Raw genomic sequence first — 13,957 nt, forward strand, 5'->3', positions numbered from 1 at the left:
CAATTACAGGGTGCAGGTTTAGATGTTGAACCCTTCCCACAAACCTATATGCGTTTAAGCCCTGTCGCCAAGTCAGCAGAAGTGTTTGTTAATCGTCAGAATATCCACCATAACGGCGACCCTGTTTTAACATGGGCGATCGCAAATGTAGTGATGGAAACCGATGCAAACGCCAATATTAAACCGAACAAGAAGAAATCGGCTAATAAAATCGACCCGGCCTTAGCGTTTCTGATGAGTTTTGGCACATGGCAGATAGAGCATGAGGACTTTACCTTTAGTTTGACCGATGAGCAGAAACAACGATTAGCTTCATTTGATGGTGTGTAGCGGGTTGATGGATATGAGGTATTTTGAAGATTATTTTTTATTTATCTTGTTCTCATGTTGTGTTTTGTTTATAGACTCGTTCGGTGTATTGCGTATAAATACCTATATAAATAGTAACGCTAAATTACCTTTATTTTTAACAAAAAATTATTATTTATCATTTATTTATATTTAATTGGTTAGTTCTTTTCTGATAAATCAAATAAATATTTATTTCTCAATGACTATTAGGTAAAAATCTTTTACATCAATGCTAAATTATCTATCAAAATAATTTTATCTTTCTTACTGACTAATCGATATGAGCTAATAGCTGTATAAAAGCAACAACTCAATGTTATAGGTTAATTTTCCAGCTATAAATTGAAACTAATAAATTAAATAACAGAAAATATCAAATTAACCAGAAAATACGATTCTTAAATTACTATTCATCGGAACAAAATTTAAAATAGATTTAGCAACTAAAACTAGTTAACCACTACATCTCTTTCTTACGACGATATTCTCCATCGGCGGAATATAACCATAGCCAAACTCTTTCACCATAAATGTACGGTTTCCTTCAATTTTGACTTGGATCGTTGGTGCTTCAGTTCCACCAATGCGATATTGTCCTTTACCATCATCGATATTAGGATTAGGAATATTATCAATAAATGATGTGACTAAGCCATTGGGCATAACATAATGTGAGTAAGTTTGATAAGGGCGAGCCGATGGATTGCCAAGAACTAATCCAGAGCCATTTAATGGTTCATAAGGTCCGGTCAGCTTGTTACTAACAAAACCATATACCCCATCAGGTCCATTTAAACCGTCAGCATAAGTGTACTGATGACTGACGGTAAACAAATAATATTTACCGTCTTTAAATACATAATGCGGTCGTTCAGTCTGATCATTCACCCCCACAGCAGTGACCAATGGCGGAAGTAACTGCCAGTTTTCGCCAGATTTGTCTGTTGCTACCGCAATTCCTATACAACCACACTGAAAACGCGCCCCGCCAACCTCTTCATATCCAGGCGGAATGTCCCCCATATCATCACTGGTAATAATATGTGTACCACGTTCACCGGCTACATTGGCTTCAAAAACCATATAAAGCTTACCATCGATAGGATCGATAAAAGGCCATGGATCGCGAAAATTCCAGTATTGATTTTGTTCTTCTGTCTGATAATAAAAACCATCCGCCGAGAATAGCTGGCTCACTTCGTCAAAACCGACCATTCTAACATCACTGTTCGTTGTAACAACCCGACCACAAATTTTAGCCATGCATGCACCAGGGGTTACACAGGAATAATATAACTCTATTTCACCTTTATCATTCATAAGAATCGGTGTTCCAGCCCATTCTCTACTAGTAGGTGAAACCCCTTCTTGCATCACTCGACCACCGAATTCCCAACTTTGGCCATCTCTTGAATACCAAAAGCAGATACGAGCACGACCGTGACGATCATGCCAATCACTCGTTATATCGTAGCGGCCATCTTCGTATTTAAATAAATCTGGACGTCTTTCGGCCGTTAACGTAAAAATGATTGACCATCCATTAACCGAAACAATCGTTCCATCTAACTTTCTAAGCGGCATGGTATCCCAGATAAACAACGTTTCATCCATAACCGGAAAATTATAATCAATAAGTGGCTGCGTTGTTGTTGGATCATCAATACAAACTTTAAGCACATCCGCTCTAGTCCAACGACTACTTTTAAATGCTAGGTTAGTCATTTTTCATCCTCAAAATAAATATCTTACAAAACACAATTAATAAAAAATTCAATAAAGTCATTTCTTTATTTTGTTACTTATTAAAATAATTAGTAAAGATAATTTTGATAGTTTTTAATTTGGCATTAAAGCTAATACTATTTCATTAATAGATAAAGATATGGCAAATTTTATTTGCTGATTTTAATGTTTATTTTTAATTTAAAATTTAATTAAAAAAATAAAAGTATTTTTTTAAAAATTTAAATAAAAAATTTGCCACTGTCATTGATAATGATATTTATCCTATTGCAAGCACAGCAATAACTTTTAATGCTTAACCGCAATATCCAGCGTTAAATAGTAAAAATTTTCATACCAATCTTCTAAGATATCCGAGCGGAAAAGTGTTTTAACACCAGACACCTTTAATACCTTTTTAACGGCAATGATTCTACTATCATCGTTATGGATAGCAGAATTCAACGCGTCTGTATTTTTTACGGCTAAGCAGATTTATTATCAGTTACCTCTACAGCGGCTAATAATATTGTCATCTGTTAAGGCGATTATATATTAGAGAGATAGTTATCCAATAACTGAAATGAATATCTATTTAACGAGAAAACAGCAATTATCTGTTCAGCAAAACTTTGTTCATTACCCGGTATATCCTTTGCCAATAAAGTTTCTAATGCTAACTTTATCCCAGCGGGCGGAACCTCTGTTAAACCGTCACTATAATATTCTGTATGCAATTGTAAGAAATCATCAATGCTCATTTTTTTTAACACTAATTTTGCTATATCGTGGGTCATTGATTCAATAATGTTGTCCGCTTTATTATGTTCTACTGCCCGGGCAAGGCGACTATTAACCATTGTAACGTTTTTGTAGAGTCCAAGTAATTTATTCCAAAAGTTATGATTGCGCATGTGTTGCTGATTAATTAGCCATTGTTGGGTAAAATTTAAATCACTCGCTGGCATAAATGTCTTAGGGTATGGCCGCCACCATTCGGGATTTTGCGCAATCTTTTCACTGTATGTTAGCGGGTAAGCTGTGACTTTTTTGCCTAATTCATTGGCTAAAACCTGCCCAGAAGGATACCTACCATAAGCGCCAAAGCATGATTGTAACTCGATAGCGCCGACACTTCGTAAATCAATCGTATCTTGTGTTCTTAACATTAAACCTCTAACAACATTGGCAAATTCTATTGAATCCATATAATTAATAATCGATGGTGCCCCATGTGCCCTAATCAGTAATTTATTACCTTTTAAACCAAAAATGGAATCTTTACCTAACAATGACGCTTGTCGCATCGCCAATAAGTTAACCTTACCTGCCGTTACTTGATAGGGACCAAATTTACCATCAGCCAGTTGGGTAAAATTACCACCAAAAACCAATTCCAAACGATCGGTATGCCTAATGGCAAATTTTCCATCACCCAAGCTAACCATTAATTTCTTAACAGAAAAATTATTTTCGTGAAAAGCAACTAGGCTACCTTTAGGTAATGACGCCAATTCTGAATAATGATTAATTTATTTTTGCTGAGTCAACAATTGTTGTAACGCTCTTTGATGATTAGTGGAAGAATATAGTGATTTCGCCACACTATAGAATACCAATGCTTGCTCGGAAGATAACTCACCTGATTGCTCTAATAGTTCAGCAATACATTTTGCTGAATCTGCCATCGGCTCTGAGGCTAATTTTTTAGCAACCTGCTCTATTGGTTGACCATAGCTGTATTTTGCGCCTTTGGGATAACCGGCCCAGACATTTAATCCACCGACTTCCAATGAACCAGAATGTTTTAAAATACCACCTTCAAATTGACCTAGTTGTTCTGCCGTAATAATTTTCTTGCCATCACCTAAACTGGCATCTAATAGGCTATTTTTTATACCGGCAAAACGGCCATTACCAACACTAACCATCGCATGTACTGGCCTGTCTGTATTAGTCACTGTTTTGGTAAAAACAACAAGTTGTCCTTGTTTAATTTGCAAAAGATCATCTATGGTTGTTATTTTTTGCACATCATTAAATAAATCACTATTAGGCAAAAAATCAGTATAATGTTTTGCCTTCTTTAAATTTTCTATTAATGAGCGTTCTTGTAGTTCAGTAATGATATTTGCTTGTTTTAATATATCAGCAATGTAAAGTTCAGCTGATTCATACTTTATCCCAGCCAACATATTTGAGCGAATAGCCTCCCTTATGCGATTTCTCGGCGCCAATCCTATATAACTCATAGTTTTATTAATATTCTGTGGTTGCAACGTCATCCTTGTTGTTCCTAGCGCTAAACTAGCTGTAACAGTTCGATTTATGCCATAATGGGTCAAATCATCCACAATATTATTTGGTGCAACAAATACATCTTTAGCTAATTTAGTCTTGGCATAGAGCGTCGCTGCCTTAGAAATTATCTTTTTTAAAACCACAAGAGTGACTCTACCCGCAACTTCTAAAGCCATCGCAAAGGCGGCTTGTTTTAGATAATTATTGCGCTCTTCTTCAGTATCACTATTAGCAGCCTGGCCAAGTAAAGGTAAAACAGAAATTAAACTACCATATAAAAATCCAGCTACAGGGCTCATAAAAAAAACAGGTGCTATAAATAATTTAATATATTCCAATATGATAAATATTTTATCTTCACTATGAGAAAAAACTAATACATCTATATCGGCCAGATACTTTTCTAATATATTTTCATATAAATAAGAATAATCTTTACCCTTCTTTATTAGTCTTAATTCAGCAGCAGCCATTTTATGAGCTAGCGGAAAGTGATAATTAAACCAGGCACTTATTTCTTTATTATCTTTTATTTTATTTTTCATATCACGTAATGAACTAAATTGCAGACGTTGACCGGTAATAATCGAGATCACACTAATTGGAGTATGCTCAGGATGGAGGTTTTGATAATTAATTTGGTCATTCCCAGTGCGATCCATTATTTCATGCTGTGCATAAACTAACAATGATGGGCAATTTTCGATAAGATAATAGGGTTTATTTTTATTGTTATAAACAGTAAGTAACGTATCAATATAGTGATAAAAATTATTTTTCGAATTACCATTATTTTTTAATTGTTCTATCTTATTAATATAATCATTTTGAATATCAACTGAATCTATTTCTTCGATTATTTTTTTATTATATTTATGTGGAAATTTTCTATTTAAAGAATAATTAATATAACCTAATTCTTGTGATATATATTTTCTGTCCAAACCTATAAGAATATCATATATTGTAAATTTTTTGTATTTGCTAACTGGATCAAAACTACTTAAAGATCCTAAACCTTCTTTAGTTATTTTATAATCTACTTCATCTGTTAAAGAAAGAGGTAGCACCCGATATTTAGCTTCTAAATTAGATAAAAAATTAGTTAAATATTCAGCTGAGCTTGGTATTAATTTATTAATATCATTTAATTCTTGTTCTAACTTTTGAAAATTTTTAATAAAATAATAATGTTCTTTAATATTTTCACACTCTTCTTCCAGATAATAAATTAAACCAGGTTGAAATTCAGCCGGAAATTTTAGTTTAATATGATCTCTTTTTGATAAAGGAGAATCAATTTCTTTTATATGTCGTAACATATATTCATGAATAGTGGTTGTATCAACTTGTGTTCTACCATTTTGATCTTTATAACTATAAACATACTCAGTTGATGTAATATCATCTAATGTTAATTTACCAAACACGTGTGCATCAGTTTCATAAATAGAGGCTAAAACAGATATTGCATAAATATTTAATGTTTCTATTTCTGGATTAATTTTAGCTTTACCTCTATTAAGTCTTGTTATTATTTTATTTGCTGCATTAATCATTTCATATACTTCTGCTTTTTCTGCCACAGTTTTATTTTTCCAACCGTCTACATTAAGTATAATTATATGCTGAATCAGATTTTCTTTATTAAAATGTATCGGTGTTTTTACTATACTTTTTAATTTATTTTCATATAATGCTTCTATCATATTTAAATAGTGATCAGAAACACATTTATCAGTTTGATCGATTAAACTAATAATATTATCTAATCCATAAATAAATGCTTTATTACTATCGGCGGAAAAGGAATAATGAAAATTTTTTGCAATTGTATTGCTTAACGCTTGAATAAACCGAAAAATAGGAATTGTGTTTATTGAAAAGCCTAGTGTACTTAGTTGATGAACACGAGTGGATTTTTCTGCTATCAACAATACTTTACGACAAACTTCAATATCATTTTCAATTCCAAATATTTCATTTTGTATTATTTTATATTTCTGTTCATCTGTTTTTAATACCGTTAATTGCTGTCGACAATTTTCTAGTTGTAATTTTTTGGTATCAATTTTATCTTTGACTGTAACATAATAATCCAACCCAGTTATGTTATTTAGATGTTTGATATTATTGTCAGCAGCATTAATTAAATTTAGAATATCAACAAGAATTTCGCTTGAAATTGTTTTCTTTACTTGTGTATTGCGTATATTTTCTGCGCGCTGAGCACTCCTTGCATTCATCATTTCAAAATGATCAGTGATTTCAAGCGCACTATCTGACGATATCACCGTCGTCGGTTTTTCATCTAATATATGTTTTGCTAATTTGTCTTTCTTTAGCTTATTATTACTCTCATTGTCCGTGTCTAATTTGCCAGGATTTATATTTGTAATACGACTAGAAGTTATTTCCATAAAATATCTCGATTAAACAACAAATTATTTTTAAAAATAAAATTACTTTTATAAAATAATAATTAGCAATAGAAGAATAACCGTCAGAAAACATATATTTCCTTATATTATCAAATAGTTATCTAGCAAATAGGAATAATTTATTCAATACAATTAAGCCAAATATAATATAATTATACTGGTGTAAATTTAGCTAAAACCAATAAAAACCCCCATTTTCTATCAAAAAATGGGGATAATAACACTGTATTGGTTATTAAAAAGAAAAATAAAGATATAGTTTATTTTTTTGTAGAGACGAAGAAGATTCTATTTATAAATTATAGCAATATTATCTTAATTTTTAATTTTAATAGACCGTTCAAAATAAACTGAACATATACTAACGTTTATTTTTAGTTACCATTAAACAATTTCCCATACTATAATAATCCTCCCAAAAATTAATTCTTGAATTAACAAAATAACTTTCTATAGCGATATCTAGTACCCTTGAAACTTTAATCAACCATTCAACATTAATCCTAACTTCACCTCTTTCATAGCGAGAAAGATGCTGTTGGCTAATACCTAATAAGGCTGACAGATCTGCGGCTGAAATTTGCAATTTTTGTCTTTTTTTTCTTATCATTTGTCCAATATTATAATTTATACAATCCATAATATTCACCATCAAATGAGACATTTAGCATGAAGTTATATTAACTTAAATATTAATCATAATCATGATGAGAAAATTAATAAATACTAAAATATAATATTTAAATAAAATAAAAGGCTAACTTATGATAAACAAGTTATTTTTTATAAAAAAGAGCTGTCAACTATTTATATTAACAATTCATGTAATTATTTAAACTTTTTTTAAATAAAACATAATCAATCTCATACCGTGAGATGGTACTAACTTTATTTCTCAACATATAAATGGGTTGATAATCAGGTGCTCCAACTTGCTCAATTTTGCTACAGATCATCCTTTTCTGCTTATCTTGCTGCATAAATTTATTTAAAATAATCCAAAAGGAGTTATATTCAGCTTTTGTTAAAAAAGCTAAATTTTCAGTCAATAAATCATGATGAACTTTTCTGGCATAAAAAGTATTTATACGATTGGCATCGTAATAGGTATAACTTCCGGCTAATAAATAAAGAAACATACCATTTTTATATTGATTAATTTTTATACAATCGACCATTCCCTTATACAAAACAATCGGTGTAAATTTATTGAAATTACCTTTTACCTTTGCACATTCTAGATTGTTATTTAAACCGCTAATTGGTGAAATATTCTGATCAGGAAAAGTATGGCAACCACTGATAATGCAAGAAAAAAATATGATAAGATAAATAAAAATTGTTTTACCTACCATTTATAATCCTTCCTTTTCGCTTTCTTCAGCTTTTTCATATAGTTCACGTAGTTGACTATAGAAAAGGGGATCTACGCCAGTTTTTTTATTTACCGTGCAGGAATCATGATAATTTGTAGCTTTTCCATTTTCTTTTAATCTATCATCTAATGATTTAGTTGTTTCGGTAATAGGAGATTCTATAATAGATGACATAATATTATTCATCATCGGAATTTTCATGGTTTTTTCCTAAAAGTGAAAGATTATCGATAAGTTGATCAATATTTTCGATCATTTCTTTATAAAAATATTTTTCTTGTATAGATAAATTTATATGTTCTAATATCAAGTTATGTTCAAGTCTAATCATATTATCTTTATATTTAATAAGAAAATAGTTTTCAGCATGATAATCAAAAATAATATTTTCTTGTTTGAACTCAATACAATTAACAATTTTATAGTCTAACTTTTTATATAATTCTGGCTGAATAATAATAAGTTCATCTTTCTCTAAATTATTAGAAAAACTAGCTAAACAGCTATTGATAAAATAAGCAACTAATTTTTCATCATCAATAATCTTATTTAAACATTGATTAATTTGATTTAGTACTTTTTGCTGAATTGCATGATAAATATCATCAGAATTTTTAAAATAACAGATAATATTGTCAATTATACTCTTTAACCCAGCTTTGTAGCCAATTAAAAATGCTTCTTTGCTTACTCTATCCGACTCTTTAACTGCATTTTTGACTATAGCCTCGGCATAATTTTTAGACTTTTCAGTAATTGAAAATGCTTTATTATGTTCAGTCAATATCTCTTTTTTTAATAAGACATTATCTATTATATTGAGACTATTGATATCTTTTTGCATATTGAACAGCCAATTTTAATAAATTAAATTGCGGATTTATTTTAGCGAAGTTATAATCATCATTGTCTATTCGAGGAAATAATATCGCCAATCTTTTCATTACTGTATCTGACAAATAATCTTGATATATATATATTTCTTTTCTGGCCAATAACCATAAATCAATATCAGAAAAATTGTTTTTTGCGACAAACACGAAATCATCAATAATATTTAACTCACAAAAATTTCTTATACTTTCATCTAATTTTACTATTTTTCCACTGCGAAATAATAGTGAACGATAGCGTAAACAAGCTAACATAAAGGAAACTTCCAATATTACATTCCAATTTTTTATAATATATCTTTCGATATGGTTGCAATTAAAAGTGCTATCAATCGGCAGGGAATAAAAATTTATTACTACACTATTAAAAATCGACCGACAAGCTTTATTATTAAAAATTGCAGGAAGAGAAAAATGATCGCTATGCATCCAAGATATCGGATCATATAAGAAAAAATTAATTGTATCACTAGACATCATAACCATTTATTTATTACTTCTATCTTTTAGAATAAGTTTTTCTTTAATGAAATTTGTCATAGAATTATTATTCATAGTAAGTAATGCTGGTACCTTTCTATTTTTATTTATCAAGAAAAATAGAAAACAGATAATTAAGATAATAAAAATATTAGCAAAAAATAACCATATAAAACTAGAGGTTGTACCCTGATGATTGGATATTGATTTTAATCGATTTATCTGTTCCATTTCTGTGGTAACTACAGAAATATCATCATAACTTACGCCATTTACACTATTTTTTAAAAATCTTTTTATATCGTTAATTAATAGGTTTACATCCTTGATCGTATCATTATATTTAATTAATGCCGAGACATGATATTTGTGCTCTTTTTTATTTTCAAGACTATTTAACTCATAGCTAATATGCACATGAGCCGTTACGATGCCTTCAATAGAATGTAAAGATTGTGCCAACCTCTGTTCAATACCTGAATAGAGGCGTGCTTTTTCAGCTAACGGTGATGATACTAAGCTATCAGACGGAAACATTTGCGCAATTTCTAATCTGGGTTTACGTGGTAAACCGTAACGATTAATCAAATCTACCGCCGGAATAAAATCTTCTTTTTCAATATAAATAATATAACCCGATTTTGCGCTCTCTTTTTTATAAGCATCAATATTATTTTGTTGTAATAAAGCTATCACTTCATTAGCTTGATTTTGATCCAAATTTTTAAGTAATTCCTGTTGATTACAACCGGTTAATAACAGCAATAACAAAATTAAGTTGAGATAAAATTTTTTCATACTAGGTTTTTAATAATGTTTCAACCGCGGTTACTCCTTTGCGAGAGAGCGTTTGTAACAGAGAAAGGCGTAAATTATAATCTGCCGTCCTTTGTTGAAGATAACTTAAACACTTTGGATCCGAATAATTTGCTGGGTTATTTGCTATATTCAATATTTGTTCGTATTCCATTTTGGTTGTATGAGATAGCCTAGCAAAATGCGCTATTAAATAATTATCTAAGCCGTCCAAACCAGGATGTAACTTAACAATATCAGTAATATGATTACTAACAAAAGAATTAATAATTTTTGTTATCATAAATCACTCTTAATAAAAAAATATTTTTCCATTAATTTTAACGGAAATTGGAAATAATATTGTTATCAACATCTTTAAGCGCTTTTATTACGTTAGATTGGAGATTACGATACAGAGTATATTCAGAAAGTAGAGATTGATATTTAGCTAACAGCATCGGATTTGATGGATCCTTAGTTAATTCACCTAAGGTGTTATTAAGAGCGGTATTCATTTCTTTCACACCATTATCAAAGCTTGCCGCTGTTTTAACCAGATAACCACCAACAGACTGTGTTGCATCAAATTTCTCTTGTTTGTGACCAGTATTAGCTTTATTAACGTTGCTACTGCCAATTGTTGCCGCCATATAAACCTCCTGTTAATTTTTATTAAAATAATAGTGAAATGGAGAAGTACGTATATAATTTTTACTACCATACCTAAAAGATTTATCTTGTAGCCAGTCACTATTTAACTCAATAGTAAAATAAATATAATTTTTTCCCCAATTTTGATAAAAATTATTAATAAATAGTTTTATTGACTGTATTTCCTGATCACTTAAATTATCTAAGATAAAAAAAGTAATACTATTTTTAGAGACAATTTTTTTATAATTTATTTTTAGTTTTTTAATTCCATTTTCTGAAATATTTTCAATATACTTATCGCTGATCGACTTAAAAACTACATTTTTTATAAATAAAAAATCTTTTTTTAATTTTTTGATCAGATAAGATTTTTCTTTATCTGTTAAGCTTGCCCTTTCTTTACTAAGTGATAGGACTGGCTGCTCAGCTTTATCCAGCTCAATAGCATGAAAATAAACTAGCGGAAAATTTTTTCTTAACCAGCTAGAAAGAGCTCTTATTTGCTTTTTTTTTGACAATACTTTCACTTGACTAGCATCATCGCTATTATTTAATAACTTTATAGCATGATATACATAACGTTCTTTGTTTGCTAACAGATATATAATGTTATCCTGCCCATAACTTATTCGATAATGTTCTAAATCATTACGCAATAAAACAGAAAGCTTAGATATTTTTCTTTGTTCACTAGTAAAATAAAAATAAGCGCAAATACCTATCACTAATGATATCAATAAAAAAAATAATGTAATGGCTAAATAATTTTTCTTGACTGGAGAAAATCTCTCTGCCGTTATATCAATAATCGGGTAACGGTAATGTAAAACCTCTTCACTAAAGCTATCACCTATGTTACGAATCGCAAATGAAAGGTCGTTAACATGGTTTATTTCATTCAAGATAATACTTTTTTCATTATTTACATTTTCATTACTGATTTCCCTAACAATAATATTACCATTAGCATTTAATGTATTATTTTCAATAATTATTTCAAAACTATATTCACGATCAATATAAGGAATATAAATAAGGTTATTTGGATATGAGGTTCCCTTATGTATCGTCTCAATAGTGTTATCATTTGTGACCATAAAAACAGTATGAAGATTATCAAGCAAAAATTCACACCCAGCTAGTTTTCCATTTAGGATCCTAAAAACAAGTTGTTTATCTTTATTCATCTCCATACAGTTAATACTTATCTAATTATTACTTTTGACTACAATACATTTTTTTACAAAAAAAAGCATAATCAGATAATCATCAAATTATAATGATAATTAGCAAATAAAAAAATAAACCATGTAATATTTACTAATGTAATTAATTTTTTTTATTTAAAACTAATTCAGATAAACCTAAAAAATTATAGATATCACCAACAGTTTCTATATTTTCAATATCTTTACGGGTGAAATTTATCTGATAATAATTTTCTAGCTCAATAAATAAATCTATTAACATTAAAGAATCAGCCATACAATCATATATTAAATGCATTTCTGCTGAAATTTCTGCAATGGATAAATTGAAACTTTTTGCAATAATATTATTTATCATTTTAAAACCTAAATTATCTATGTATTATATTATCTCAACGTAGATAGTAAAAAAATTTATTAAAAATAATATAGTACTATATTATAAAACAGAGCACTATTTTATTAAATTTGATATTTTTAAATTATAATTATTAAGCAAATAAATTGTTTTATTTATAAAATAAAATTTTAACTACATTTTTACTAATATAACTTTAATTATTTATATAATTCAACAATAACAATTGACAAATTAAGTATTTTTGGGATTATATTCCGGTTGAAATTCTAATCGATACTCTGGCTTCCATCCCATAATATATTTAACATTTTGAAAATTAGTTGCCAATGTTTCAAGCGGAGCACTCGCTTCATCTGATAGTTGTTGAAAAATACCTTTATTATTTTCAATTGATTGGGTACAAAAATTATCATTATGGTGATTTTGTGTAATATCACTAGCAGCGGCTGCTTCTATACCATATTTGTTTGAAAAATTTAATGAATTAAAAGCAATAAATTCACAATTAACTATATTATTAAAGCGCATTAAAATATCTGCTTCATTATTGATAGTTAGCATTCTTTTATCATAAAAAATATTAAATCCTGCTGAAAAAAGCTGTCCATTTTCTATTTCACTATCAATTATTCTATGCTCTATACCATATTGCTTAAAATGAGCATATAATTCTGTTAATGCAAGCTCTTTGATATAATCAGCAAATGATAATCCATTTTTATTTATAGTTTCGCTATATCTAGTTAATAAATATTTAGCCATTTTTTGGAATTTAAGCGTATCTTTTACGTAGCTAGTGGTTGTGCCATTTAATATGCTTATATCACATTTATAATCTACTACTTTTTTAAAAAAATCATTAAATTCTTCATATATTTTCTTTTTATTATTCTTAACTAAATTTGATGTTAATATAAAATTATTTAACGCAATAAAAATATAGAGATATTCTTTTTGTTTTTTGTTTAGTTGGTTAAAAGAATGTTTTTTGAATATCTCCATGCACCGATTTAAAATTAACTGACTGCTCTTTTCTAATCGATCTAATTGACGATCAAAACTCATCACTATTGCTGTTTTTTGATCTGGCATTTTAATCTTAGCTTCATATATACGTTCACTTAATGAAACAGTATCACTCTTATCAATATTACTATCAATTCTATGGTTAACCACTATATTAGGTTGTTTAGGATACACAATACCCGCTATCGAATCTTTATTACTATTACTAACTTTCAGGATCTTACTTACGTACACATTTGATGTATCTTCAGGATAATTAGTTGGATCTATGGGCTGACTAAAATTTGCGGTTAAACTAGCTTTACTAATACAAGATGGATTAGGCATAACTCCTCTCCAATTA

The 13,957-nt window shown here is 29.3% G+C and carries 15 protein-coding genes; 1 reads left to right on the forward strand and 14 read right to left on the reverse strand.

Going from position 1 to position 13,957, the window contains the following annotated elements:
* Positions 1–330: terminase TerL endonuclease subunit (locus G468_RS22315; RefSeq protein WP_248604875.1), on the forward strand; the 330-nt coding region annotated here is incomplete at its 5' end.
* A 474-nt stretch (positions 331–804) separates the two neighbouring features.
* On the opposite strand, the gene G468_RS0105870 is transcribed toward G468_RS22315, so the two are convergent.
* The 14 genes from G468_RS0105870 to G468_RS0105935 all read right to left on the reverse strand — a co-directional run bounded on the left by G468_RS0105870 (position 805) and on the right by G468_RS0105935 (position 13,941).
* Entirely contained in the window at positions 805–2,076 is a 1,272-nt protein-coding gene (locus G468_RS0105870) for a glycoside hydrolase family 68 protein (RefSeq protein WP_026822335.1), read from the reverse strand.
* A 548-nt stretch (positions 2,077–2,624) separates the two neighbouring features.
* Positions 2,625–3,590 (reverse strand): hypothetical protein, encoded by a 966-nt coding sequence (locus G468_RS0105875; protein WP_135677487.1) that lies wholly within the window; start codon positions 3,588–3,590, stop codon positions 2,625–2,627.
* Positions 3,591–3,608: 18 nt separating this feature from the next.
* Positions 3,609–6,797 carry a hypothetical protein gene (locus tag G468_RS0105880; RefSeq protein WP_026822337.1) on the reverse strand — a complete coding sequence of 1,063 codons (3,189 nt, stop codon included), beginning with the start codon at positions 6,795–6,797 and terminating at the stop codon, positions 3,609–3,611.
* A gap of 382 nt (positions 6,798–7,179) precedes the next feature.
* Positions 7,180–7,458, reverse strand: a complete 279-nt coding sequence (locus G468_RS19870; protein ID WP_051296968.1) for a helix-turn-helix domain-containing protein — start codon at positions 7,456–7,458, stop codon at positions 7,180–7,182.
* Positions 7,459–7,630: 172 nt separating this feature from the next.
* A complete protein-coding gene (locus tag G468_RS0105890; RefSeq protein WP_026822338.1) occupies positions 7,631–8,173 on the reverse strand; it encodes a hypothetical protein in 543 nt (180 codons plus the stop codon).
* Complete coding sequence (locus tag G468_RS0105895; protein WP_026822339.1) at positions 8,174–8,395, reverse strand: hypothetical protein; 222 nt, start codon at positions 8,393–8,395, stop codon at positions 8,174–8,176.
* A complete protein-coding gene (locus G468_RS0105900; protein ID WP_026822340.1) occupies positions 8,373–9,038 on the reverse strand; it encodes a hypothetical protein in 666 nt (221 codons plus the stop codon). The genes G468_RS0105895 and G468_RS0105900 overlap by 23 nt, the downstream gene beginning before the upstream one ends.
* Positions 9,019–9,573: a hypothetical protein gene (locus tag G468_RS0105905; RefSeq protein WP_026822341.1), complete on the reverse strand. Its 555-nt coding sequence runs from the start codon at positions 9,571–9,573 to the stop codon at positions 9,019–9,021. Before G468_RS0105905 ends, G468_RS0105900 begins: the two co-directional genes overlap by 20 nt.
* Complete coding sequence (gene sctJ / locus G468_RS19875; protein ID WP_051296969.1) at positions 9,574–10,365, reverse strand: type III secretion system inner membrane ring lipoprotein SctJ; 792 nt, start codon at positions 10,363–10,365, stop codon at positions 9,574–9,576.
* A 1-nt stretch (position 10,366) separates the two neighbouring features.
* Positions 10,367–10,666, reverse strand: coding sequence for a type III secretion system inner rod subunit SctI (sctI, locus tag G468_RS19880; RefSeq protein ID WP_051296970.1), 300 nt, complete (start codon positions 10,664–10,666; stop codon positions 10,367–10,369).
* A gap of 37 nt (positions 10,667–10,703) precedes the next feature.
* Positions 10,704–11,015: a type III secretion system needle filament subunit SctF gene (gene sctF / locus G468_RS0105920; protein ID WP_081700630.1), complete on the reverse strand. Its 312-nt coding sequence runs from the start codon at positions 11,013–11,015 to the stop codon at positions 10,704–10,706.
* Positions 11,016–11,027: 12 nt separating this feature from the next.
* Positions 11,028–12,206, reverse strand: coding sequence for a PrgH/EprH family type III secretion apparatus protein (locus G468_RS0105925; protein ID WP_026822343.1), 1,179 nt, complete (start codon positions 12,204–12,206; stop codon positions 11,028–11,030).
* 142 nt (positions 12,207–12,348) lie between these two features.
* Complete coding sequence (locus G468_RS19885; protein WP_034249403.1) at positions 12,349–12,585, reverse strand: acyl carrier protein; 237 nt, start codon at positions 12,583–12,585, stop codon at positions 12,349–12,351.
* A gap of 234 nt (positions 12,586–12,819) precedes the next feature.
* Entirely contained in the window at positions 12,820–13,941 is a 1,122-nt protein-coding gene (locus tag G468_RS0105935) for a hypothetical protein (protein ID WP_026822344.1), read from the reverse strand.
* Positions 13,942–13,957 lie beyond the last annotated feature (16 nt).

It is taken from the genome of Arsenophonus nasoniae DSM 15247 (genome assembly GCF_000429565.1).
Taxonomy (GTDB): domain Bacteria; phylum Pseudomonadota; class Gammaproteobacteria; order Enterobacterales; family Enterobacteriaceae; genus Arsenophonus; species Arsenophonus nasoniae.

Coding starts and splice junctions, on each gene's coding strand:
- G468_RS0105925 (WP_026822343.1), bottom strand. CDS start 12,206: ATGAATAAAGATAAACAACTTGTTTTTAGGATCCTAAATGGAAAACTA.
- sctF (WP_081700630.1), bottom strand. CDS start 11,015: ATGGCGGCAACAATTGGCAGTAGCAACGTTAATAAAGCTAATACTGGT.
- G468_RS0105870 (WP_026822335.1), bottom strand. CDS start 2,076: ATGACTAACCTAGCATTTAAAAGTAGTCGTTGGACTAGAGCGGATGTG.
- G468_RS19885 (WP_034249403.1), bottom strand. CDS start 12,585: ATGATAAATAATATTATTGCAAAAAGTTTCAATTTATCCATTGCAGAA.
- G468_RS0105935 (WP_026822344.1), bottom strand. CDS start 13,941: ATGCCTAATCCATCTTGTATTAGTAAAGCTAGTTTAACCGCAAATTTT.
- G468_RS0105880 (WP_026822337.1), bottom strand. CDS start 6,797: ATGGAAATAACTTCTAGTCGTATTACAAATATAAATCCTGGCAAATTA.
- G468_RS0105890 (WP_026822338.1), bottom strand. CDS start 8,173: ATGGTAGGTAAAACAATTTTTATTTATCTTATCATATTTTTTTCTTGC.
- sctI (WP_051296970.1), bottom strand. CDS start 10,666: ATGATAACAAAAATTATTAATTCTTTTGTTAGTAATCATATTACTGAT.
- sctJ (WP_051296969.1), bottom strand. CDS start 10,365: ATGAAAAAATTTTATCTCAACTTAATTTTGTTATTGCTGTTATTAACC.
- G468_RS19870 (WP_051296968.1), bottom strand. CDS start 7,458: ATGGATTGTATAAATTATAATATTGGACAAATGATAAGAAAAAAAAGA.
- G468_RS0105905 (WP_026822341.1), bottom strand. CDS start 9,573: ATGGTTATGATGTCTAGTGATACAATTAATTTTTTCTTATATGATCCG.
- G468_RS0105900 (WP_026822340.1), bottom strand. CDS start 9,038: ATGCAAAAAGATATCAATAGTCTCAATATAATAGATAATGTCTTATTA.
- G468_RS0105895 (WP_026822339.1), bottom strand. CDS start 8,395: ATGAAAATTCCGATGATGAATAATATTATGTCATCTATTATAGAATCT.